Below are 23,221 nucleotides of genomic sequence, written 5' to 3' on the forward strand. Positions count from 1 at the left end.
CACCGCCAATTCAAAGACTGATCGGCTTGCGCCCGGCAAACGAATGCGCCAGCGTGCCGCCGTCGACCATCTCCAGCTCGCCACCCAGCGGCACGCCGTGGGCAATGCGCGAGGCCACCAGGCCCTTGCTGGCCAGCAGCTGGGCGATGTAATGGGCCGTGGCCTCGCCTTCAACCGTAGGGTTGGTGGCCAGGATCACCTCGATGAAGGTGCCCTGCGCTTCGATGCGCGCCATCAGTTGCGGAATGCCGATGGCCTCCGGGCCCAGGCCGTCCAGCGGCGACAGGTGACCCTTGAGCACGAAGTAGCGGCCACGGTAGCCGGTCTGCTCCACCGCATACACGTCCACCGGGCCTTCCACCACGCACAGCAGGGTGTCGTCACGGCGGTGGTCGGCGCATTGCGGGCACAGGTCCTGCTCGGTCAGCGTGCGGCACAGGCGGCAGTGGCCCACGCCTTCCATGGCCTGGCTCAAGGCCTGGGCCAGCCGGGTGCCGCCGCTGCGGTCACGCTCCAGCAGTTGCAGCGCCATGCGTTGGGCGGATTTCTGACCCACGCCTGGCAAGGTGCGCAGGGCGTCGATCAGTTGGCGGATCAGTGGGCTGAAGCTCATGGGGTAAACGCCTGACAAAAACAACGAGACGCGGTTTATACCCGCGCCTCCGGGTGGCGTCAAATGCTCACGCCTCTGACACTTTGACCACCAGCTTGCCGAAGTTGCGCCCTTGCAGCAGGCCGATGAACGCCTCGGGGGCATTCTCCAGGCCGTCCACCACGTCCTCGCGGAAGCGCACCTTGCCGTCCCGCACCCAGGGCAGCATGGCCGCAGTGAATTCGGCCTGGCGGTCGCCGAAGTCATCGAAGACGATAAAGCCCTGCATGCGGATGCGTTTGGTCAGCAGCAGCCGTGGCAGCAGCGACAAGCGGTCGGGGCCAGCCGGCAGTTCCGTGGCGTTGTACTGGGCGATCAGGCCACACACCGGAATGCGCGCGCAGGGGTTGAGCAGCGGCATCACCGCGTCGAACACCGCGCCGCCGACGTTCTCGAAATAGATGTCGATGCCCTGGTCGCAAGTGGCGGCCAGGTCCTGGGCGAAGGTTGGCGACTTGTGGTCAAGGCAGGCATCGAAGCCCAGTTCGTCCACCACGTAGCGGCACTTGTCGGCACCGCCGGCCACACCCACCACTTTCAAGCCCTTGAGCTTGGCCACCTGCCCCACCACCGAACCCACGGCGCCGGACGCTGCGGCCACCACCAGGGTTTCACCGGCCTTGGGCTCGCCGATGTGCATCAGCCCCATGTAGGCAGTCATGCCGGGCATGCCCAGCACGCCCAGGGCCAGGGACGGGTTAGGGATGCCGGCGGGCAGCACGATGAGGTCGTCGCCGTTGGAGATGCTGTGGCTCTGCCAGCCGGTCATGCCCACCACCTGGTCGCCCACGTGGTATTTGGGGTGGCGCGACTGCTCGACCACGCTCACGGCGCCGCCGGTCATCACCTCGTCGATCTGCACCGGCGCGGCGTAGGACGGCGCGTCGCTCATGCGCCCACGCATGTAGGGGTCCAGCGACAGGTAGAGGGTGCGCAGCAGCACCTGGCCGTCTTCAAGGTCCGGCAGCGCCACGCGCTCCAGGCGGAAGTTTTCCGGGGTGGGGGCGCCCTTGGGGCGCGACACCAGCACGATGCGCTGGTTGAGGGTGAGGTCCTGTGACATCGAAGGGCTCCTTGGTAGAGGGCAATACAGATGCAGACCCTACCACGCCCCCCGACGTTCCCCGTAGCAGCGGCCGAAGGCCGCGTCCCGGGCACCGCGTTACCCCCTGACGCGGCCTGGCGGCCGCTGCTACGGGGCTGAAATGACAATGCCAGGCGGGTGCCTGGCATTGGGGTGCAGCGCAAGGTGCCTTAGAACGGCATCTTGAAACCTGGAGGCAGTTGCATGCCAGCGGTCATGCCGCCCATTTTTTCCTGGCTGTTGGCTTCGATCTTGCGCACGGCGTCGTTGACGGCGGCGGCGATCAGGTCTTCCAGCACTTCCTTGTCTTCCTGCATCAGGCTGTCATCCAGGCTGATGCGCTTGACGTCGTGACGACCGGTCATCACCACGCTCACCAGGCCGGCGCCGGATTGACCGGTCACTTCGGCGTTGGCCAGTTCTTCCTGCATCTTGGCCATTTTTTCCTGCATCTGCTGCGCCTGCTTCATCAGGCCGGCCATGCCACCTTTCATCATGGGGATCACCTCATCGGTTGTTTGGTTGGCCGCACGGCGCCTCGCTCAGGAGGCACCGCGCGTGGTTAACGGGTTACTGGCTTTGGCTGACCAAAGCGTCGACAGGTTCAATAGTATCCTCACGCACCACCGCGCCGAACTGGCGAATCATCTGCTGGATGAACGGATCGCCATGGATCGAGGCCTCGGCTTCGCCCTGGCGCTCGGCGCGGCGACGCGACGCCGCCTGGGCCGGGGTTTCCTGCTCGGGGCGGATCAGCTCCATGGTCAGCGTCAGGGTGCGGCCGTGGTACTGGTTCAGCGCCTCGTTCAGGCGGCGCTGCTGGGTGGCGTTGAACAGCGCGCTGTGGGCCGGGTCCAGGTGCAGCAGCCAGTGGTCGCCGTCCACGGCAATCAGGGTGCAGTTGGCGGCGATGCTGCCGGTCATGCCGGAAATCGGCAGCTTGGGGAACAGTTCGAGCCATTGCAGGGCCAGGCCGGTGGCCGGCTTGGAGGCTGGCAGCGGCTCGGGGGCGGCAACCGGCTCGGGCGCGCTCTCGCTGGCCAGTTCGTCCAGGTAGCTGTAGCCCCCGGCGTCCATGTCCGGCGCGTAGTAGTCCTCGTCCATCGGCGGCTCGTCGTCGCGGTCCATGCCGGCGGGCAGGTACTCGATGGGTGGCACGTCCATTTCCGGGGCCGGCGGCACCACGCTGGCGGGCACCGGCGTCGGCATGGGCGTGAGCGCCGGCTGTTCGGCGACCACGTCCAGCAGGGGTTCTTCCAGGGGCACCGGCAACGGGTCCGGCTCCACCTGGGCGGCGGGCGGCGGCTCGATGGGCGCCGGCTCGTTCCACGGCAGGTCGACATCGGCCACGGCCGGCGCTGGCTGGGCCGGTGGCTCAGGGGTGGGTGCAGGCGCGGGCGGCGCCACCACCGGTGCGGGCGGTGGCGCGACAGGGGCCGGTGCGGGGGCGGCAATGGCCGCCACGGTGGGCGCGGCAGCCGGGGCTTGCGGGGACTCAGCCGTGGCTTGGCTGGTCCCCACCGGCTTTAGCACCGGCCTGGGAGCATCGCCGGTATCCGCCGGGCGGAAGGCCAGCATGCGCAGCAGCACCATCTCGAAGCCGCTGCGCGGGTCCGGTGCCAGCGGCAGGTCACGACGGCCAATCAGGCCCATCTGGTAATAAAACTGTACGTCCTCGGCCGGCAGCGCCTGGGCCACCGCCAATACGCGGTCACGGTCGCCGTGGCCGTTGTCCACGGCCTCCGGCAACGCCTGGGCCACGGCCACGCGGTGCAGCACGTTGAGCATTTCCGCCAGCACGCCGTTCCAGTCCGGGCCCTGTTCGGCCAGGTGGCGCACGGCTTCCAGCAGTGCACGGGCGTCGCCTTCGAGCAACGCCTGCAGCACGCCGTAGACCTGGCCGTGGTCCAGGGTGCCGAGCATGGCACGCACGTCAGCGGCCAGTACCTTGCCTTCACCGAAGGCAATGGCCTGGTCGGTGAGGCTCATGGCGTCGCGCATGGAGCCATCGGCGGCGCGGCCCAGCAGCCACAGGGCGTCGTCCTCGAACGGCACCTGTTCGGCGCCCAGCACGTGGCTGAGGTGTTCGACCACCCGCTCCGGGGTCATGTTCTTCAGGGAGAACTGCAGGCAGCGCGACAGGATGGTGGCCGGCAGCTTCTGCGGGTCGGTGGTGGCGAGGATGAACTTGACGTAGGGCGGCGGCTCTTCCAGCGTTTTCAGCAAGGCGTTGAACGAGTGGCTGGACAGCATGTGCACTTCGTCGATCAGGTAGACCTTGAAGCGTCCGCGGCTCGGGGCGTACTGCACGTTGTCGAGCAGCTCGCGGGTGTCCTCGACCTTGGTGCGGCTGGCGGCGTCGATCTCGATCAGGTCGACGAAGCGACCCTCGTCGATCTCGCGGCACACCGAACATTCGCCGCACGGCGTGGAGGTAATGCCAGTTTCGCAGTTCACGCACTTGGCGATGATACGGGCGATGGTGGTCTTGCCCACGCCGCGGGTACCGGTGAACAGGTAGGCGTGGTGCAGGCGCTGGTTGTCCAGCGCATTGATCAGAGCCTTGAGCACATGGGTCTGGCCAACCATTTCGCGGAAGGAGCGCGGACGCCATTTACGGGCAAGAACCTGATAACTCATCGAAAACCGTCGCAACTAGAATGCCAAAGACCGCTAATCGTAGCGGAGCAGGGGCAAAAATGCATCCAATGCTTGCCGATCAAGCGTCACCGGGCATGACGAAGGCCAGATAGTGGCTAAGCTGATGGCTTGTACGCGTTTTTACGGCATGGAGACGCCGATGCGCCTGACCTTGACCGCGCTGCTGCTGATTGCCGGCCAATGCCTGGGGGCGCCCGCGCCGCTGCGCTTTTCCATCGCCGAAAGCTGGACCATGCCCCTGGTGCAAGTGACCAATGGCGCCCCCACCCAGGGCATCCTGTACGACATGATGCAGAGCCTGGCGCGCCAGGTGGGGGCGCCCGCCGAATTCCACGTCATCGCCCGCCTGCGCCTGCAGGCGGCCATGGAGCATGGCGACGTGGACGTGCGCTGCTACGCCGCCCAGTCATGGCTGCCGGGGCTGTCGGGCGACTATATATGGAGCCTGCCGCTGGTCACCCAGCGCGACTACCTGGTGGCCCGCGCCGACGACAGCCAGCCCGTGAACCTCGACACCCTGCCCGCCCAGCCCATCGGCACCGTGCTGGGCTACACCTATGACGCCCTGCAGGCGCGCCTGGCCAGCGGCCAACTGGTCCGCGACGACGCCCGCGGCCAGGACCAGGTGCTGCAGAAGCTGCTGGCGCGCCGCTACCGCTACGCCATGACCAACAAGCTGTCCCTGGACTGGTTCAACCGGCAATTGCCGCCGGCCCAGCAGCTCAAGCCAGTGGCCTTCGTCGAGGAGCAGGCGCTGGGCTGCTACGTGCGCAACGACCCGGCGGTGCCGGTGCAACGGATATTGCGCACCCTGCTGCGCATGAAGATGTCCGGCGAGATCGACCAACTGGTGCAGCACTACACCGGAACCCCGTAGCAGCTGCCGAAGGCTGCGTCAGCTCCCCGCGCGCTACCGGGGACGCAGCCTTCGGCAGCTGCTACGGATTGTTGTATCATCCTCGACAAATTGATTCAAAATGTAAGGGACTACAATGAAATACCTGCGCCCCCTGCTGGCCGCGGCGTTGCTGTGCGCCGTGCAACTCCCCGCCTACGCCGATGCGCCGCCCGCCGCCGCACAAACCCACCCGGCCATGACCGCCGAACAACTGCTGGCTTCGCTCAAGCCCCAGCACGGCACTGTCCAGCTGCCGGGCGATATCGCCACCCTGACGCTCAACGACGATTTCTATTACCTGTCCCCCGGCGACACCGAGCGCGTGCTGAACATCGGCTGGGGCAACCCGCCCGGCATCAAGACCCTGGGCATGATCGTGCCGAAGGCCACCAACCTGCTGTCCGAAGGCGGCTGGGGCGTGATCGTCAGCTACACCGAGGACGGCCACATCGCCGACGATGACGCGGCCAAGATCGACTACAACCAGTTGCTCAAGGACATGCAGGCCGAGGACGAGGACGACAACAAGGCGCGCCACGAGCAAGGCTACGACGGCATTACCCTGGTGGGCTGGGCCGAACCGCCGCACTACGACCAACAGAGCCACAAGATCTACTGGGCCAAGGAACTGAAGGCCGAGCACGCCGACGTCAACAGCCTGAACTACAGCATTCGCGTGCTGGGGCGCAAAGGCGTGCTGGAACTCAACGCCGTGGCCGCCATGAGCGACCTGCCGACCATCAAGCGCGAACTGCCCCAGGTGATGGGCTTCGCCGATTTCACCGACGGCAACCGCTACGCCGACTACAGCCCGGCCACCGACAAGCTGGCCGCCTACGGCCTGGCCGCGCTGGTGGCGGGCGGCGTGGCCAGCAAGGCCGGCTTGTTCGCCAAGCTGGGGCTGATGCTGCTGGCGCTGAAGAAGTTCGTGATCATCGGCGTGGTGGCCGTCGCGGCGTTCCTGCGCAAGCTGTTCAGCCGCCAGCGCTGAAGGCCATCACGACGCCACGGCGGCAGGCCCCAGCAACGCCTCGGTGCTATGGCTGAAGCCGCCGTCGTCGGTGCCCAGCATGCGGTTGTAGATCAGGCGGCTGAGCACCGACTGCGGCAGGTTGAAGTTGCGCCGGAACGGCGTGACGATCCATTCATTGGCCATGGTTTTCTCCATCAGGCGCTCGAAACTGCCCACCACGGTCTTGGCCGCATGGTCGCGGCTGACCCCGCCACGCTGGTAGAACGCCGCGGCATCCCGAGCTGCCCGGTACAGCACGTTGCACACCTGGGCCACGGTATAGCTGCGCAACGCCGTGACGATCATGGCTCGGGTCTTGTCGCCGGCGCGGTAGCCCAGGCGGTACTCCTCCAGGGCCATCTCCAGAAACGCCAGGCATTCCAGCAACGCCAGTTCGTCGCAGCAGGCGCGCAGCTCCGTTGCCCCGGCGAGGAGGAAATCAGGGTGCAGGACGTGATGCTCCAGCACCTCGTATAGCGCAGGCCCGGCAAGGCCCGGCACGATGGGCAGCCAGCGCACTTCATTGAAGTGCACGCGGGCGTTCTGGTCCTTGTCCAGGTCGATGGCGGCCGGGTCCGAGGCCGGGTCCACGGCGATCACCCCCGCGCGCCACAGGTCATTGATCAACTCCCGGTCCATGTCGCGCTGGGGCGTCAACCGTTCCTGGCGCACCTGGCAGTAGGGGCGGATGTGCGACAGGTCCTCGCTGCCGGCGTACTTCAGCAAGGCCAGCAGGTACAGGCAGTGGCGTGGCGCCAGCGCCGACAGCGGCCGCCCCTCGGCCATGGCCTGCTCGAACGCCTGCACGATGCGCAGGCGCTTGGCGATGGCCAGTTGTTCCTGTTCGCTGGCCTGGCATGCGTCGCAGCGAAACGGCCGCCCCTCGCTGCGGGAAATGAAATCGGTACGGGTGGCGAACAGCAGCGGCTCGGCGCAGCGTGCGCATTTCATCACCGTGGACCAGGCCCGGGAATGACGCCGCACCACGGCCGTCAGCTCGGACTGGCTCAGGCCTTCGTCGCGGTAGATGCGCGCCACGGTCTCGGCGAACCGCCCGCTGTCGGCGTCCAGGCGCCAGTAGCGCAGGCACAGGGCACGTGTCTCGGGGTCGGCGTCCAGGTACTCGATATACAGGCCTGGGTGTTCGGTCATGGGGCTGGTCTCGGGTGGCTTTTACAGTGCCACCACTGTAGAGCCCCCGCCGTGGCGAGGAAGCCGGACGAGTCCCAAGCAAAAGCGTGAAATTTCCGAAGCCCTTGAAGTGCGCTTCCTACAAACGCGCCAGGCCGCGTCCGCGGCAAGGCGGTGCCAAGGACGCGGCCTGGGGCCGCTGCTACGGGGTTAGTAAGTGCCCACCACGTGGCGTACGCGCTCCAGGGCATGGCGCAGCGCGCCCATGTCCACCGAGCCCAGCGCCAATCGGATGGCGTGGGGCACGTGCGCCGAGGTGGCGAACGGCTCGGCGGTCGACACCGCCACCTGCTCGCGCAACAGCGCCACGGCCACCTGGTCGGCGCGCAGTTCTTCGGGCAGCGGCAGCCAGATGAAGTAGGACGCAGGGTGGCGCACCAGCGGCATGCCCTTGAGCACCTGCCCTGCCAGGACTTGCCGGCCCCGTGCGTCCTGGCGCTTGTAGGCCTCGCACTGGCTGACCGTGCCGTCCTTCAGCCACTGGCAGGCGATGGCCGTCATCACCCCCGGGGTGTTCCAGTGGGTGGCGCGGATCATCCGCTCGATGGCCGCCACCCACGGTAGCGGCGCCGCCACGAAGCCCACCCGCAGGCCGGTGGCCACGCTCTTGGAAAATCCCGACACATAGACCGTGCGTTCCGGCGCGAAGGTGGCCAAGGGTGGCGGTGCGTCCTCTACCAGAAAGGCGTAGGCAGCGTCCTCGATCACTATCAGATCATGCCGACGCGCCACTGCCACCAGCTGTTCACGCTGCGCGCCTTCCATCACCCATCCCAGCGGGTTCTGCAGGGTCGGCATGCAGTACAGCGCCCGCACGCGACGGCGCTGGCACAGCGCATCCAGCGCCTCGAGGTCAGGCCCTTGCCCTTTCACCGGGATCGGCACCAGTTCCACCCGATGGGCCTCGGCGACAATCTTGAACCCCGGGTAGGTCAAGGCATCCACTGCCACCACGTCACCGGGCTGCAGCAGCCCCATCACCGTCACGGCCAGGCCGTGCTGGGCGCCCGTGACAATCAGCGTCTGTTCGGCGCTCACCTCCAGCCCCTGGGCCTGCAGGTACCCCGCCATCGCTGCGCGCTCCAGCGGCCGGCCGGCGTGGGGCTGGTAACGCAGCAGCGCCTCCAGGTCGCCGGCGGTGGCGAGGTTGCGCAGCGCAGTGCGCAGCCTGTCGGCCTGGCCGGGCATGGAGGGGTAATTGAAATTGAGGTCGAGCATGCCGGCGGCCACGGGCGCCTGATCCACGCCGTGGCCGGCGGGCAACTGGGTGTCGCGCACGAAAGTGCCGCGGCCGGTCTCGCCACTGACCAGGCCCATGCTCGCCAGCTCGGCGTACACCCGCGTCGCCGTCACCAGCGCCAGGCCATGCTCGCCGGCCAACTCGCGATGGGTAGGCAAGCGCGTTCCCGGCAGCAGGCGGCCGGCATGAATGTCAGCAGCAAAACTGTCCACCAGTTGCTTATAACGAGCGCGGGCCATAGGCAGATGTATCCATGACAATCATTTGATTGTGCTGATTTTCGCTCCTAGGATGGATCGCTTGCAATCCCCACTCCCTTCAGGAAACGCCATGGAACGCACCAGCACCACCGCCCCCTTCGCCAAGCCCTCCAGCGGCTGGCTCAACGGTTTCATCGGCGTGCTGATCTTCAGCGGCTCGCTGCCCGCCACGCGCCTGGCGGTGCTGGATTTCGACCCGCTGTTCCTCACCGTTGCCCGCGCCACGCTGGCGGGGTTGTTGGCCCTGGCCGTGTTACTGTGGTTCAAGGAGCGGCGCCCGGGGCGTGGACAGCTGTTCTCGTTGGGCATCGTGGCGCTGGGCGTGGTGGTCGGCTTCCCGCTGCTAACGGCCCTGGCGCTGCGCCATGTCACCTCTGCCCATTCCATCGTCTTCCTCGGCCTGCTGCCCATGGCCACGGCAATGTTTGCCGTGCTGCGCGGCGGCGAGCGGCCGCGGCCGGCGTTCTGGCTGTTCTCGGTGATCGGTGCCCTGCTGGTGGTCGGCTACGCCATGGCGCAGGGAGTGTCAGCCGAGCCCCTGGGCGACCTCCTGATGCTCTGCGCGGTGCTGATCTGCGGCCTGGGCTACGCCGAGGGCGCTGCCCTGTCGCGCAGCCTGGGCGGCTGGCAGGTGATCTCCTGGGCGCTGGTGCTGGCCCTGCCCTTCATGGCCGTGGCCACTGCGCTGCTGATGCCGCCCAGCTTCGCCAACGTGCACCTGGCCGGCTGGCTGAGCCTGGGCTACGTGGCGTTGTTCAGCATGTTCATCGGCTTTGTGTTCTGGTACCGCGGCCTGGCCCAGGGTGGCATCGCGACAGTGGGGCAACTGCAGTTGCTGCAACCGTTCTTCGGCCTGGCGTTGGCAGCGACGGTGCTCGGGGAGCAAGTGAGCTGGGGAATGCTGGGGGTGACGGTGGGAGTGATTGGCTGTGTGGCCGGGGTGCGGCGGTTCGGGCGCTGAGGCCAGCACTTGCATCTTGCTTGACACTCGAGCACCGCGCCAAGCAGTGTAGAGGCGCACAACGGTCAATCTTCTTCCCTGCCAAGGATGCCTATGCCGACTGTAATGGATTACGCCGCCCTGCTCGCCCTCGCCGAGAAAACCGCCGCCGTTACCATTCCCTGTAGCTGTATCGCCAAACCCCTGGTGGGGTGGGAGGGCTGGCCGGTGACCTTGCGCGAAGCCCAGTTCACCCAGGTAGGCACCCTTGCGCAGTTCGACGCCGACCAGGCCACGCTTGACGAATACCACCCCACAGGCACCAGTTACTGGTCAGCGCAAGCGCCCATCGCGCCGCTGTATTACCCCTACAACCAATGCGGGGTGTGGCAGTGCAGCGCATGCGGGCGGGCCTACCTGCGCTACAACGACGATGGCGCCTACCACTCCGAAAGCCGTATCCGGCTGCTTGGCGCCACATTGCTAGTGGACGCCCCGCACCCGCACGGCGGGCGCTGACAACCTAGGCGTACCAACGGCTCAAGGGCATGGGCTGCCCGCCCTGCACAGCCTGCACGGTGGTGAACAGGTCGATCATGCGCAGCAGGTAGGTATGCTGCTCGCGCAGTGTCGCCGCCCCCTGCCGCGCAATGGCCTGGCGCTCGTCTTCGTGTTCCAGGTAATAGGCGCAAATCTCCAGCAGGTCCTGGGTGTCACGGAAAATCACCAGGTCCTTGCCGTTGGTGAACAGCCTGCCCAGGTCCTGCTTGTCGTTGGTCAGCAGGAAACCGCCGCAACTCAGCACATCGAAAATGCGCATTGGCAGCCCGTACTCGACGAACGAGCGGCTGAGGTTGAGGTTGATCTTCGACTGCTGGAAAATCTTCGGCATCGTCTCGAAATGATCCGCGTGCCCGGCATAGCCCTGAATCTGCCCTTCCCATTCGCTGTTGCCGTACACCCGCAGGTCGAAACGCTGTTCAACCTGGCGCACCAGGCCAATTCGCTCTTGCCAGGAGTGTTCGCGCGCGAGCAGGTAAGCCAGCTTTTCCGCGGGGCTGAGCAAGTGTTCGCCGGTGAGCCCGTAGCCGGATTCCCGGTTGACGTCGGCAATCAGCGCCTCGTCGATGTGCTCGGCCAGGGTAAAGGTTGCGCTGGGTTGGTCCAACGACTGGATCAACGCCGCGCAGCGAGCGCTGGTGCTTGGCGATAACCTGGGCTGGATCAGCGAGGCGTACTCGGTCCTGGTCAGGTTGGCGACAAAACTGATGTCGTGCACAAGGTCCATGGCCGCGCCTTGTTGCTGGAGCTGCTGGATGCGCGCCGGGTTGGCGGCCACCGGCAAATGATAAATCTGCCGCACCCCACGCGCCCTCAAGCGCTGGGCAATGGCCGCGTCGTAGGCGAAGGTGAAACTGTGCGAATGCTTGACGGCACCGTCGTAGAGCGGATAGCACGGCGTATCGATGACCCACGCCAGGTAGGTTACCTTCAGCAGTTCACAGACTTCGGAGATGTAGCGGTTGAAGTTGATGGTCAGCACATAGTCCGGCCGGCTGGTCATCAAGCCCATCACGTTATCTTCGGTGATGGGCAGGCAGGTAACGCGAAAGCCGAGGGTGCGCAGCGCGTCGGCGCAGTCCCGGGACACCACCGGCGCCTCGAATACCACGACCAGGGCGGCCGATTGGGGATGTTCAGCGTCCACGGCAAAGTCTCTGAAAGTGAAGATCGAAAGCCTACCATAGCAGGGGTGGCGGCCCTAGACGCAGCCTGCGGCAGCGGCTACGTGAGTCTAAAGTTGCTCTATTCGCCCTACAGCAGAAACGGAAATTCCATGTTCAAACGGACCTTGGCGATCCTCGCCGCCCTCACCACGCTTCCCGCCCATGCCGGCACCCTGTGCAACCTGGTGACCGACGCGAAAACCTCCGCCATCCTCGAGCAAACCGGCGACTGCACCACCCGGGTCACCCCCGCCTCCACCTTCAAGCTCGCCATCAGCCTGATGGGCTTTGATGCCGGTTACCTGCACGACGCCCACACCCCGCTGCTCAACTACCAGCCCGGCGACCCCGACTGGGGTGGTGCCAACTGGCTGCAACCCACCGACCCGGCGCGCTGGATCAAATACTCGGTGGTCTGGTATTCCCAGCGCATCACCCATGCGCTGGGCGCCGCCAAGGTCGGCCACTACACCCGCGCGTTCCGCTACGGCAACGCCGACCTGTCTGGCGACCCGGGCAAAGCCAACGGCATGGACCGCGCCTGGATCGGCTCCTCGCTTAAAATCTCGCCGGTGGAACAGGCCGCGTTCCTGCAACGGCTGGTGAACCGCACGTTGCCGGTGAGCCGCCATGCTATGGACATGACTGCGCGGCTGGCGTTGATTGATGAACGCCCTGACGGTTGGGAAATACACGGCAAGACGGGCATGGCGTACCCACGCGATGCCAATGGCGTGAGCGATGAAGCCCATGGCTATGGATGGTTTGTGGGCTGGGGCGTGAAGGCTGGGCGCACGGTGGTGTTCGTACGGTTGGTGCAGGACGAGCAGGCCGGGGGTGTTTCAGCAGGATTGCGAGCGCGCGGGGAACTGCTACGCGATTGGCCCACAATAACAACCCACCCGTAGCAGCTGCCGAAGGCGGCGTCCGAGGTTTCCAGGGTGCCCGGTCGTAACGCGGGGGCTTTGGACGCGGCCTGTGGCCGCTGCTACGTGCGGTGTACCTGACATGGCGCCCACGCGCCCCCGTAGCAGCGGCCGCAGGCCGCGTCCGAGGTTGCCGGAAATATTGTTGAACGCCAGAAAAGACAAAACCCCCACCTGCGTTAGCAGATGGGGGTTTCGGAATTTAATCTTGACGATGACCTACTCTCACATGGGGAAACCCCACACTACCATCGGCGATGCATCGTTTCACTGCTGAGTTCGGGATGGGATCAGGTGGTTCCAATGCTCTATGGTCGTCAAGAAATTCTGTAGCCAGGATGCTTTTTGGGAAGCATTCCAGCGAATCGGGTATGTGATGGTATTTGTGAAATGCAAACTTTCGGTTCGTATCATCTTCACAACACCGCAATCTGGTCATTCGACGCAAATTGCTTGGGTGTTATATGGTCAAGCCTCACGGGCAATTAGTATTGGTTAGCTCAACGCCTCACAGCGCTTACACACCCAACCTATCAACGTCGTAGTCTTCGACGGCCCTTTAGGGAACTCAAGGTTCCAGTGAGATCTCATCTTGAGGCAAGTTTCCCGCTTAGATGCTTTCAGCGGTTATCTTTTCCGAACATAGCTACCCGGCAATGCCACTGGCGTGACAACCGGAACACCAGAGGTTCGTCCACTCCGGTCCTCTCGTACTAGGAGCAGCCCCTCTCAAATCTCAAACGTCCACGGCAGATAGGGACCGAACTGTCTCACGACGTTCTAAACCCAGCTCGCGTACCACTTTAAATGGCGAACAGCCATACCCTTGGGACCGGCTTCAGCCCCAGGATGTGATGAGCCGACATCGAGGTGCCAAACACCGCCGTCGATATGAACTCTTGGGCGGTATCAGCCTGTTATCCCCGGAGTACCTTTTATCCGTTGAGCGATGGCCCTTCCATACAGAACCACCGGATCACTAAGACCTACTTTCGTACCTGCTCGACGTGTCTGTCTCGCAGTCAAGCGCGCTTTTGCCTTTATACTCTACGACCGATTTCCGACCGGTCTGAGCGCACCTTCGTACTCCTCCGTTACTCTTTAGGAGGAGACCGCCCCAGTCAAACTACCCACCATACACTGTCCTCGATCCGGATAACGGACCTGAGTTAGAACCTCAAAGTTGCCAGGGTGGTATTTCAAGGATGGCTCCACGCGAACTGGCGTCCACGCTTCAAAGCCTCCCACCTATCCTACACAAGCAAATTCAAAGTCCAGTGCAAAGCTATAGTAAAGGTTCACGGGGTCTTTCCGTCTAGCCGCGGATACACTGCATCTTCACAGCGATTTCAATTTCACTGAGTCTCGGGTGGAGACAGCGCCGCCATCGTTACGCCATTCGTGCAGGTCGGAACTTACCCGACAAGGAATTTCGCTACCTTAGGACCGTTATAGTTACGGCCGCCGTTTACCGGGGCTTCGATCAAGAGCTTCGCGTTAGCTAACCCCATCAATTAACCTTCCGGCACCGGGCAGGCGTCACACCCTATACGTCCACTTTCGTGTTTGCAGAGTGCTGTGTTTTTAATAAACAGTCGCAGCGGCCTGGTATCTTCGACCGGCATGGGCTTACGGAGCAAGTCCTTCACCCTCACCGGCGCACCTTCTCCCGAAGTTACGGTGCCATTTTGCCTAGTTCCTTCACCCGAGTTCTCTCAAGCGCCTTGGTATTCTCTACCCAACCACCTGTGTCGGTTTGGGGTACGGTTCCCGGTTATCTGAAGCTTAGAAGCTTTTCTTGGAAGCATGGCATCAACCACTTCGTCGCCTAAAGGCAACTCGTCATCAGCTCTCGGCCTTAGGATCCCGGATTTACCTAAGATCCCAGCCTACCACCTTAAACTTGGACAACCAACGCCAAGCTGGCCTAGCCTTCTCCGTCCCTCCATCGCAATAACCGGAAGTACAGGAATATTAACCTGTTTTCCATCGACTACGCTTTTCAGCCTCGCCTTAGGGACCGACTAACCCTGCGTCGATTAACGTTGCGCAGGAAACCTTGGTCTTTCGGCGTGGGTGTTTTTCACACCCATTGTCGTTACTCATGTCAGCATTCGCACTTCTGATACCTCCAGCAAGCTTCTCAACTCACCTTCACAGGCTTACAGAACGCTCCTCTACCGCATCACCCAAAGGTGATACCCGTAGCTTCGGTGCATGGTTTGAGCCCCGTTACATCTTCCGCGCAGGCCGACTCGACTAGTGAGCTATTACGCTTTCTTTAAAGGGTGGCTGCTTCTAAGCCAACCTCCTAGCTGTCTAAGCCTTCCCACATCGTTTCCCACTTAACCATGACTTTGGGACCTTAGCTGACGGTCTGGGTTGTTTCCCTTTTCACGACGGACGTTAGCACCCGCCGTGTGTCTCCCATGCTCGGCACTTGTAGGTATTCGGAGTTTGCATCGGTTTGGTAAGTCGGGATGACCCCCTAGCCGAAACAGTGCTCTACCCCCTACAGTGATACATGAGGCGCTACCTAAATAGCTTTCGAGGAGAACCAGCTATCTCCGAGCTTGATTAGCCTTTCACTCCGATCCACAGGTCATCCGCTAACTTTTCAACGGTAGTCGGTTCGGTCCTCCAGTCAGTGTTACCTAACCTTCAACCTGCCCATGGATAGATCGCCCGGTTTCGGGTCTATACCCAGCGACTAAACGCCCTATTAAGACTCGCTTTCGCTACGCCTCCCCTATTCGGTTAAGCTCGCCACTGAATATAAGTCGCTGACCCATTATACAAAAGGTACGCAGTCACAGAACAAGTCTGCTCCCACTGCTTGTACGCATACGGTTTCAGGATCTATTTCACTCCCCTCTCCGGGGTTCTTTTCGCCTTTCCCTCACGGTACTAGTTCACTATCGGTCAGTCAGTAGTATTTAGCCTTGGAGGATGGTCCCCCCATATTCAGACAAAGTTTCTCGTGCTCCGTCCTACTCGATTTCATGACCAAGAGATTTTCGCGTACAGGGCTATCACCCACTATGGCCGCACTTTCCAGAGCGTTCCGCTAATCTCAAAGCCACTTAAGGGCTGGTCCCCGTTCGCTCGCCACTACTAAGGGAATCTCGGTTGATTTCTTTTCCTCAGGGTACTTAGATGTTTCAGTTCCCCTGGTTCGCCTCTTGCACCTATGTATTCAGTACAAGATAACCATCTTATGATGGCTGGGTTCCCCCATTCAGACATCTCCGGATCACAGTCTGTTTGCCGACTCCCCGAAGCTTTTCGCAGGCTACCACGTCTTTCATCGCCTCTGACTGCCAAGGCATCCACCGTATGCGCTTCTTCACTTGACCATATAACCCCAAGCAATCTGGTTATACTGTGAAGACGACATTCGCCGAAAATTTGCATGCTTGCTCAATTAAGAGCAGTCACAAATTTTACCTTAGCCTGATCCGTTACCAGTGAAAGTAACGTTCAGTCTATCTTTCTATCACATACCCAAATTTTTAAAGAACGATTCTGATAAAGTTCAGAAATCAACATTCGATGCGAATGCTCATTTCTAATCTTTGTCGGTAGGTGGTGGAGCCAAGCGGGATCGAACCGCTGACCTCCTGCGTGCAAGGCAGGCGCTCTCCCAGCTGAGCTATGGCCCCAACAAGAAACTGGTGGGTCTGGGCAGATTCGAACTGCCGACCTCACCCTTATCAGGGGTGCGCTCTAACCAACTGAGCTACAGACCCAGTTAAGAGCTGTTACCGATATCGTCTTCTTCAATGAATCAAGCAATTCGTGTGGGAGCTCATGATACAGCTGATGTCGTCGATTAAGGAGGTGATCCAGCCGCAGGTTCCCCTACGGCTACCTTGTTACGACTTCACCCCAGTCATGAATCACACCGTGGTAACCGTCCCCCCGAAGGTTAGACTAGCTACTTCTGGTGCAACCCACTCCCATGGTGTGACGGGCGGTGTGTACAAGGCCCGGGAACGTATTCACCGCGACATTCTGATTCGCGATTACTAGCGATTCCGACTTCACGCAGTCGAGTTGCAGACTGCGATCCGGACTACGATCGGTTTTGTGAGATTAGCTCCACCTCGCGGCTTGGCAACCCTCTGTACCGACCATTGTAGCACGTGTGTAGCCCAGGCCGTAAGGGCCATGATGACTTGACGTCATCCCCACCTTCCTCCGGTTTGTCACCGGCAGTCTCCTTAGAGTGCCCACCATAACGTGCTGGTAACTAAGGACAAGGGTTGCGCTCGTTACGGGACTTAACCCAACATCTCACGACACGAGCTGACGACAGCCATGCAGCACCTGTCTCAATGTTCCCGAAGGCACCAATCCATCTCTGGAAAGTTCATTGGATGTCAAGGCCTGGTAAGGTTCTTCGCGTTGCTTCGAATTAAACCACATGCTCCACCGCTTGTGCGGGCCCCCGTCAATTCATTTGAGTTTTAACCTTGCGGCCGTACTCCCCAGGCGGTCAACTTAATGCGTTAGCTGCGCCACTAAAGACTCAAGGTCCCCAACGGCTAGTTGACATCGTTTACGGCGTGGACTACCAGGGTATCTAATCCTGTTTGCTCCCCACGCTTTCGCACCTCAGTGTCAGTATCAGTCCAGGTAGTCGCCTTCGCCACTGGTGTTCCTTCCTATATCTACGCATTTCACCGCTACACAGGAAATTCCACTACCCTCTACCATACTCTAGCTTGCCAGTTTTGGATGCAGTTCCCAGGTTGAGCCCGGGGATTTCACATCCAACTTAACAAACCACCTACGCGCGCTTTACGCCCAGTAATTCCGATTAACGCTTGCACCCTCTGTATTACCGCGGCTGCTGGCACAGAGTTAGCCGGTGCTTATTCTGGCGGTAACGTCAAAACAGCAAGGTATTAGCTTACTGCCCTTCCTCCCACCTTAAAGTGCTTTACAATCCGAAGACCTTCTTCACACACGCGGCATGGCTGGATCAGGCTTTCGCCCATTGTCCAATATTCCCCACTGCTGCCTCCCGTAGGAGTCTGGACCGTGTCTCAGTTCCAGTGTGACTGATCATCCTCTCAGACCAGTTACGGATCGTCGCCTTGGTGAGCCATTACCTCACCAACTAGCTAATCCGACCTAGGCTCATCTGATAGCGCAAGGCCCGAAGGTCCCCTGCTTTCTCCCGTAGGACGTATGCGGTATTAGCGTTCCTTTCGAAACGTTGTCCCCCACTACCAGGCAGATTCCTAGGCATTACTCACCCGTCCGCCGCTGAATCGAAGAGCAAGCTCTTCTCATCCGCTCGACTTGCATGTGTTAGGCCTGCCGCCAGCGTTCAATCTGAGCCATGATCAAACTCTTCAGTTCAATACTGCAATCGGGTTTTGAGAAAACCCTATAAACTTGGCTCAGCAATCGTTGGTTAAACCATGATTTCTCGTGGAGCAACTTATGATGCTGATAATCTTTTTGACTATCAGTCTGAGTCACAAGCACCCACACGAATTGCTTGATTCAATTGTTAAAGAGCGGTTGGTTGATTCTTTCGTCTCAACCGAGGCGCGCATTCTACGCTTTCCTCAGAGCCTGTCAAGCGTTTATTTTGAAGTTTTTCAGAGAATCTCTAACAACTTCAACCACTTGGCTCGCTTCGATCTCTCGTTAGCGGGAGGCGAATTCTACAGCAACTTGCGTTGCTGTCAACTGCCTTTTTCACCGCTTTCGACGTTGATATCGAAACCTTCCAGAATCGCCTACTTCGGTTAACTCATTGAATTTCAAGAAGTTTTCCGTTTCGGTTGCGCCGGAAGTGGGGCGAATTATAGAGAGATCCGGGGGGAGGTCAAGGGTTAATTTCACATAAATGCCATATAGATCAAAAGCTTCCCCGCGGGCGACCGCGTTACGGCCACCAGGCGTATGTCGGGGGAGGTTTAAGCCTCATGGCATCGAGCGCCGCCCGCGCGGCGCGACCCGGCCTAACGGCGGACGGCCGCCCCGCCGGTGCTACCCGTTTGTTTCGGGCCAATTATGTCAGTGGCATCTCCCGGGGCCGCCTGGTGGCACCCACGTAGATCGGGATCGGGCAAACGAGACGGGCATCACGATGGCAATGGCGGGATTGGCTCGTATGTAGCACCGGCCGGAGACCGGGTCGCGCCGTGCGGACGGCGCTCGATCCAAAGGGCACTATATAAGCAACGACGAACGCATGGTGGCCCTGATGCGATTACATGCCAGCCGCCCTGCCACACACCTGAGACGATTTCCGAGATTGACGTCGAGAATAGAACGGACACGCTGAATCGCGCTCTAGATCACCAGACGGTGAACGAGCGAGACATCATATAAAGGAGAGGTAAAGCAGAGAATGGAGGCAACCCCACCAGCCACACCCCGGCACACAATGTTCCCGCTGTGGCTGCTCCCTTCCGGGCCTGACCAGGTTAACGGGTAATCGTTGCGGGGGGACCGATGGGGTCACCATAACAACACTCGCCTGGCAGCGAGCGGGGCCATTGTACCGGTCTTGGGCGAAGATACAACCTTTGATTGCAGGAAAAATTCGTAAGAGGTTCAAACACTTGGGTTTACCCCCTCAACGCCTGTTGGCGACGGCACCGCAACGGGGCCAAAAAATTTTCATCCCATTTCTTGAAATCCAATCCGCCAGCCCTATCTGTTCAGTACGCGATGCCGAAGTCGGGTCGCGTATCAAACCTTGCTGATTGTTCAGGAGATTGACCATGACTACCGCATTTTCCCTCGCCCCACTGTTCCGCCATTCCGTGGGCTTCGACCGTTTCAACGATCTGTTCGAGTCGGCGGCGCGTAACGAGCCGGGTAGCAGCTACCCGCCCTACAACGTCGAGAAACATGGCGATGATCAATACCGCATCGTGGTCGCTGCCGCAGGCTTCCAGGAGTCGGACCTGGAGTTGCAGGTAGAGAAAGGCGTGTTGACCGTCAGTGGCGGCAAGCGCGAAGGCAACGGCGAGGCCGTGACCTATCTGCACCAGGGTATTGCCCAGCGGGCGTTCAAGCTGTCGTTCCGGTTGGCCGACCATATAGAGGTGAAGGCTGCCGGGCTGGCCAATGGGCTGCTCAATATCGACCTGCTGCGGGTGGTGCCTGAAGAAGCCAAGGCCAAGCGCATCCCGATCAATGGGGTTGGGCAGGCTGCGCTGCAGTAAGCGCGATGTGATGAAGAAGGGCGCCCTGGGGCGCCCTTTTTTTTGCGGGGTTGGCGGACGCAGCCTGCGGCAGCTGCTACGCGGTTCGCGTTTACACCTGTAATACCGCATCCGCCCTGCCCCCCGCCTCCTGGATCACCAGGTGCACGAAGTGCAGCTTGGCGATGACCGCCTGCGGCAGCACGAAGGGATAGAAGTCCGGCTGGCCCATGCTGCGCGACAGCTCATTGAGCATGCCGGCCAGTTCGATCCAGGTGTTGACGAAGGCCAGGAACGCAGGACCGCTGGCGTGCTGGGGATCGTACAGGGTGTCCAGCGGGAACGGCTGGTAATCCAGGTCCATGTCGCGGGCACTCATGCCGAAGCCCAGGGCGGTGTCCACGGCGTCCATCATGTGCAGGTAGTGGGCCCAGGTTTCGGCCCAGTCTTCCCACGGGTGCATGGTGGCGTAGGCGCTGACGTAGCGTTGTTGCCAGTCCAGCGGCGCGCCTTGTTCGTAGTGGCGTTGCAGGGCGTCGGCGTAGCTTTGGCTGTCGTCGCCGAACAGGTTGCGGAATTCCCCCAGCCAGTGGCTGCCCGCCACCAGCCGGTCCCAATAGTAGTGGCCCACTTCGTGGCGGAAGTGGCCCAGCAGGGTGCGGTAGGGTTCGCGCATCATCACCCGCACCTTTTCCCGGTGGGCGTCGTCGGCTTCCTTTATATCCAGGGTGATCAGGCCGTTGGCGTGGCCGGTCATGGGCGCGTTGCCTTCCAGGTCGATGCCGATGAAATCGAAGGCCAGGCCGGTGTCGTCGTCCACCACCTTGGGCACCACGTCCAGGCCCAGGTTGATCAGTTGCGAGACCATGCGCCGCTTGGCGGTTTCCACCTTGCGCCAGCGCTCGGGGTTTTCCGCCACGGACAGGTCGGGGATGGTGCGGTTCAGCGCGCACGACACGCAGAAGGTCTCGGGGCTGTCGGCGCGCACCAGCCAATTGCAGGCAGCCGGGGTGTCGAGGTTGGCGCAGCGGCGGAACTGGCCGGCGTCGAGGTCGGCGTCCAACTGCCAGGTGCCTGCCTGCGGGCCGGCCTGCAGCGATGACAGCAGGTTCAGCTCCGGCCAGTAGCCCAGCGCTGCCGAGCAGGCCAGGCACTGGCTGTTGCGGAAGAAGATCGACTGGCCGCACTGGCAGTGCCAGACCTTGCTGTGGCGGTTGTCCTGCCCCACGAAGGGCGCGGCGATGCGGGTGCTCAATTGCTCGAAAAGGCGGTACATGCACGTTCTCCGGGGATGACGGGGGGCAGCGTAGACGCTACAGCGGGGTACTGCTGACCACCCGCAGCGCCAGGCCTTCGTAGGGGTCGAGGGTGATGGTGAATTCGCCGCTGTCGGTGAGGTCGCCTTCCACCCGCTCGTTGATGATGTCCACCACCGGGCCGGGGGCGATGCCCGGCAGGTGCAGGGTTTCCACCAGGCTGTCGGCGCTGAAGTTGAGCGCGGTGATCTGCGTGCCCTTCCCCGCCGGCAGTTCGTGCACCAGCACCAGCAGGCCCGGGTGTTGCACGTCCGGGATAAGGATCTGGCGGCTGGCGGCAATGTCGTAGGCGCGGCGCACGGCGAGGATTTTCTTCAGCTGGCTGGCGAAGGAGTCGGCCTGCTGCAGTTGGCTGGTGATACTGCCATACAGGGTCTGCGGCCGCGGCATGCCGCCGGCGGACAGTTCGGCGCTGGGGTCCAGGTCCACCAGGTCGTAGGCGCCGCGGTGAATCCAGCGGGTGTCGCCGTCCTGCATCAGGTGCGCGACCTGCTCGGCCGGCAGCGGCAAGGCCCCCACCAGGTCCCAGCCCGACAGGGCGAACACCCCCGGCTGCATGGCGTTGTACATCACCAGCAGCAGGTGGATGTGCTTGATCTTCTGCACGTCGTCGGCGGTGATGGCCGCCAGGTCGCGGATGCCCAGGGCGGCGGTGATGATGCTGGCCGTGGTGCAGGACACCCCATTGGTGACGAACTTCAGGTTATACGGCGCGTGCTCGCCCGCCAGGCGCTCATACATCTCCTCGCGGATGTGCTCGCGGAGGATATTGCCCGGGAAGGTCTGGCCCTGGTACAGGTAGGTGTCGTGAGCGTGCAGGGTCCAGAAGTGAACCAATTCGAGCGTCAGCTCGTCATGGTTCTGCAGCGCATGGATCAGCGAGGCCGGGTCGATGCCGAAGTGGTGCACCTGGCGCAGCATCAGCCGCAGGAATTCAGTGTTGCCGGTCAGCAGCGCGTGCTGGTAGGCCGGGCGGGTGATGAAGTCGTAGGACAGGTCGGCGCCGCCCTTGGACATGGTGGCGATGTCATCGATGGTCAGGTTCAGCTCCTGGAAGCTGAAGCCGCCGGCCTTGCGGATGGTGCCGGCCAGCAGTTGGTTGCCGTTCACCGACAGCGGGTGGCTCTCGGACCAGGCGTTGCCCTCGGCGCGGCGCTCCACGCCGAGGAAACCGTTGGCGTCCAGGCGCAGGATGCGTGCGCCCATCACGTCGATGGAATGCAGGGCGTCGCCGATGATCATCTGCTGCGCGGCGAAGGTGGGGTCCAGCCAGTTCAGCGACGGCTGGCCTTCCTTGAAGTAGTGCAGGTACACCCAGCGCCGCGCCTTGCCGTCGACACCGACGATGACCGGGGTCACGCTCCAGTCGGTCTCCTTCACCCCTGGCTCGAAGAAGATCACCCGCTGCAACTGGCCGACAATGTAGTGCCTGGCCTTGAGCAAGTCGACGGTTTCGGGCGGCAGGTTGCGTGCGTCGCGGCCCGGCTCGACGTCGGGCAGCAGCGGCCAGTCCTCTTCCTTGATTTCGACCATGTGGTACAGGCCGGGGTAGTCGGCGTAGGCGCGCTCGGCCAGGCGGAAGTCGGCGCCCTTGCCGGTGTGCGAGGGAATGGCGTCGTCGATGACGATGGCGTTGTGGGCGGCGGCGATGCGGCTCAGGCCGAGCATTTCCGCCTCGGTGCCCAAGGCCGGGTCGATGTCGAAGCTCATGCGGTCGAAGTTGCCGTCGACGCTGGGGGTGCGTTCGCGGCCGCGCAGGCCACCGGAGAGTTTCAGCGGGCCGTTGTGGATGCCCTGGATGCCGATTTCCGACAGCGCGTGCCACAGGGTCTCATCGCCCAGGGCCTGCAACACCGAGCCGCCCTCACGGGTGACGATGGACGCGGGGTAGGCGGTGAACCACACCGAGGCGATGGCCGAGGCGTCCCGCGGCCGGGCTTCGGCGAAGGGCCGTTGCCACAGGCGGGCTTGACCTGCGTAATGAAGGGCGCGTTGCTTGGCGGCGTGGAGCATGGACTGGTCCACGAGCCATTGAATGGTGTCCTGGTCCGGCTGTGACATGGGTGACCCCCGCTGTTTTGGCATTTCCTTATGAGTGCGCCACGGTGGGATCGTTGCATAAATTGGTAACCCTGTGGG

General features: G+C 62.2%; 15 protein-coding genes, 2 tRNA genes, 3 rRNA genes and 1 other RNA gene. 6 read left to right on the forward strand and 15 right to left on the reverse strand.

What is annotated here, in order from left to right:
* Positions 1-10 precede the first annotated feature (10 nt).
* The 4 genes from recR to dnaX form a co-directional block, all read right to left on the reverse strand.
* On the reverse strand, positions 11-613 hold the full coding sequence (recR, locus tag AC0J42_RS22195) for a recombination mediator RecR (RefSeq protein WP_473003844.1): 603 nt from the start codon (positions 611-613) through the stop codon (positions 11-13).
* Positions 614-680: 67 nt separating this feature from the next.
* Positions 681-1,715: an NADP-dependent oxidoreductase gene (locus tag AC0J42_RS22200; RefSeq protein WP_473003846.1), complete on the reverse strand. Its 1,035-nt coding sequence runs from the start codon at positions 1,713-1,715 to the stop codon at positions 681-683.
* Positions 1,716-1,906: 191 nt separating this feature from the next.
* Positions 1,907-2,233, reverse strand: coding sequence for a YbaB/EbfC family nucleoid-associated protein (locus tag AC0J42_RS22205; RefSeq protein WP_027981427.1), 327 nt, complete (start codon positions 2,231-2,233; stop codon positions 1,907-1,909).
* A gap of 73 nt (positions 2,234-2,306) precedes the next feature.
* A complete protein-coding gene (dnaX, locus tag AC0J42_RS22210; protein ID WP_416425878.1) occupies positions 2,307-4,376 on the reverse strand; it encodes a DNA polymerase III subunit gamma/tau in 2,070 nt (689 codons plus the stop codon).
* Between the two features lie 160 nt (positions 4,377-4,536).
* On the opposite strand from dnaX, the gene AC0J42_RS22215 reads away from it, so the two are divergent.
* The gene (locus tag AC0J42_RS22215; protein ID WP_473003847.1) at positions 4,537-5,274 is read left to right on the forward strand and encodes a substrate-binding periplasmic protein; all 738 of its coding nucleotides are present in this window, start codon (positions 4,537-4,539) and stop codon (positions 5,272-5,274) included.
* Positions 5,275-5,389: 115 nt separating this feature from the next.
* Positions 5,390-6,286, forward strand: a complete 897-nt coding sequence (locus AC0J42_RS22220) for a DUF2167 domain-containing protein (RefSeq protein ID WP_473003848.1) — start codon at positions 5,390-5,392, stop codon at positions 6,284-6,286.
* Positions 6,287-6,292: 6 nt separating this feature from the next.
* Here AC0J42_RS22220 and AC0J42_RS22225 read toward each other — a convergent pair whose 3' ends face one another.
* Positions 6,293-7,459: a hypothetical protein gene (locus AC0J42_RS22225; RefSeq protein WP_473003849.1), complete on the reverse strand. Its 1,167-nt coding sequence runs from the start codon at positions 7,457-7,459 to the stop codon at positions 6,293-6,295.
* A 189-nt stretch (positions 7,460-7,648) separates the two neighbouring features.
* Complete coding sequence (locus tag AC0J42_RS22230) at positions 7,649-8,977, reverse strand: aminotransferase-like domain-containing protein (protein WP_473003852.1); 1,329 nt, start codon at positions 8,975-8,977, stop codon at positions 7,649-7,651.
* Between the two features lie 91 nt (positions 8,978-9,068).
* Between AC0J42_RS22230 and AC0J42_RS22235 the strand changes: the two genes are divergently transcribed.
* Together AC0J42_RS22235 and AC0J42_RS22240 are read left to right on the forward strand one after the other, a co-directional pair.
* Positions 9,069-9,959, forward strand: coding sequence for a DMT family transporter (locus AC0J42_RS22235; protein WP_473003853.1), 891 nt, complete (start codon positions 9,069-9,071; stop codon positions 9,957-9,959).
* 93 nt (positions 9,960-10,052) lie between these two features.
* Positions 10,053-10,457, forward strand: a complete 405-nt coding sequence (locus AC0J42_RS22240) for a hypothetical protein (protein ID WP_473003854.1) — start codon at positions 10,053-10,055, stop codon at positions 10,455-10,457.
* 4 nt (positions 10,458-10,461) lie between these two features.
* Here the strand turns inward: AC0J42_RS22240 and AC0J42_RS22245 are convergent, their stop codons facing one another.
* Entirely contained in the window at positions 10,462-11,646 is a 1,185-nt protein-coding gene (locus AC0J42_RS22245) for a CgeB family protein (protein WP_473003856.1), read from the reverse strand.
* Positions 11,647-11,775: 129 nt separating this feature from the next.
* Here AC0J42_RS22245 and blaOXA point away from each other — a divergent pair, with 129 nt between their 5' ends.
* A complete protein-coding gene (blaOXA, locus tag AC0J42_RS22250; RefSeq protein ID WP_473003858.1) occupies positions 11,776-12,573 on the forward strand; it encodes a class D beta-lactamase in 798 nt (265 codons plus the stop codon).
* 224 nt (positions 12,574-12,797) lie between these two features.
* Here blaOXA and rrf read toward each other — a convergent pair.
* The 6 genes from rrf to ffs form a co-directional block, all read right to left on the reverse strand.
* Positions 12,798-12,913 (reverse strand): 5S ribosomal RNA (gene rrf, locus AC0J42_RS22255).
* A gap of 142 nt (positions 12,914-13,055) precedes the next feature.
* A 23S ribosomal RNA gene (locus AC0J42_RS22260) occupies positions 13,056-15,947 on the reverse strand.
* Positions 15,948-16,177: 230 nt separating this feature from the next.
* A tRNA-Ala gene (locus AC0J42_RS22265) sits at positions 16,178-16,253 on the reverse strand.
* A 10-nt stretch (positions 16,254-16,263) separates the two neighbouring features.
* Positions 16,264-16,340: transfer RNA gene (locus AC0J42_RS22270), tRNA-Ile, on the reverse strand.
* An 84-nt stretch (positions 16,341-16,424) separates the two neighbouring features.
* Positions 16,425-17,961, reverse strand: a 16S ribosomal RNA gene (locus tag AC0J42_RS22275).
* Together the 16S, 23S and 5S rRNA genes with 2 tRNA genes alongside form the textbook arrangement of a ribosomal RNA operon.
* Before the next feature lie 1,013 nt (positions 17,962-18,974).
* Positions 18,975-19,071: signal recognition particle sRNA small type (gene ffs / locus AC0J42_RS22280), an RNA gene on the reverse strand.
* A gap of 269 nt (positions 19,072-19,340) precedes the next feature.
* Between ffs and AC0J42_RS22285 the strand changes: the two genes are divergently transcribed.
* On the forward strand, positions 19,341-19,787 hold the full coding sequence (locus AC0J42_RS22285; RefSeq protein WP_416425895.1) for an Hsp20 family protein: 447 nt from the start codon (positions 19,341-19,343) through the stop codon (positions 19,785-19,787).
* 91 nt (positions 19,788-19,878) lie between these two features.
* Here the strand turns inward: AC0J42_RS22285 and AC0J42_RS22290 are convergent, their stop codons facing one another.
* Both AC0J42_RS22290 and treS read right to left on the reverse strand, forming a co-directional pair.
* On the reverse strand, positions 19,879-21,042 hold the full coding sequence (locus AC0J42_RS22290; RefSeq protein ID WP_473003860.1) for a zinc-binding metallopeptidase family protein: 1,164 nt from the start codon (positions 21,040-21,042) through the stop codon (positions 19,879-19,881).
* 37 nt (positions 21,043-21,079) lie between these two features.
* The gene (gene treS, locus AC0J42_RS22295) at positions 21,080-23,143 is read right to left on the reverse strand and encodes a maltose alpha-D-glucosyltransferase (RefSeq protein WP_473003861.1); all 2,064 of its coding nucleotides are present in this window, start codon (positions 23,141-23,143) and stop codon (positions 21,080-21,082) included.
* Positions 23,144-23,221: the final 78 nt, after the last annotated feature.

This window comes from Pseudomonas sp. Tav-5-1A, assembly GCF_055755055.1.

Coding starts and splice junctions, on each gene's coding strand:
- recR (WP_473003844.1), bottom strand. CDS start 613: ATGAGCTTCAGCCCACTGATCCGCCAACTGATCGACGCCCTGCGCACC.
- AC0J42_RS22200 (WP_473003846.1), bottom strand. CDS start 1,715: ATGTCACAGGACCTCACCCTCAACCAGCGCATCGTGCTGGTGTCGCGC.
- AC0J42_RS22205 (WP_027981427.1), bottom strand. CDS start 2,233: ATGATGAAAGGTGGCATGGCCGGCCTGATGAAGCAGGCGCAGCAGATG.
- dnaX (WP_416425878.1), bottom strand. CDS start 4,376: ATGAGTTATCAGGTTCTTGCCCGTAAATGGCGTCCGCGCTCCTTCCGC.
- AC0J42_RS22215 (WP_473003847.1), top strand. CDS start 4,537: ATGCGCCTGACCTTGACCGCGCTGCTGCTGATTGCCGGCCAATGCCTG.
- AC0J42_RS22220 (WP_473003848.1), top strand. CDS start 5,390: ATGAAATACCTGCGCCCCCTGCTGGCCGCGGCGTTGCTGTGCGCCGTG.
- AC0J42_RS22225 (WP_473003849.1), bottom strand. CDS start 7,459: ATGACCGAACACCCAGGCCTGTATATCGAGTACCTGGACGCCGACCCC.
- AC0J42_RS22230 (WP_473003852.1), bottom strand. CDS start 8,977: ATGGCCCGCGCTCGTTATAAGCAACTGGTGGACAGTTTTGCTGCTGAC.
- AC0J42_RS22235 (WP_473003853.1), top strand. CDS start 9,069: ATGGAACGCACCAGCACCACCGCCCCCTTCGCCAAGCCCTCCAGCGGC.
- AC0J42_RS22240 (WP_473003854.1), top strand. CDS start 10,053: ATGCCGACTGTAATGGATTACGCCGCCCTGCTCGCCCTCGCCGAGAAA.
- blaOXA (WP_473003858.1), top strand. CDS start 11,776: ATGTTCAAACGGACCTTGGCGATCCTCGCCGCCCTCACCACGCTTCCC.
- AC0J42_RS22285 (WP_416425895.1), top strand. CDS start 19,341: ATGACTACCGCATTTTCCCTCGCCCCACTGTTCCGCCATTCCGTGGGC.
- AC0J42_RS22290 (WP_473003860.1), bottom strand. CDS start 21,042: ATGTACCGCCTTTTCGAGCAATTGAGCACCCGCATCGCCGCGCCCTTC.
- treS (WP_473003861.1), bottom strand. CDS start 23,143: ATGTCACAGCCGGACCAGGACACCATTCAATGGCTCGTGGACCAGTCC.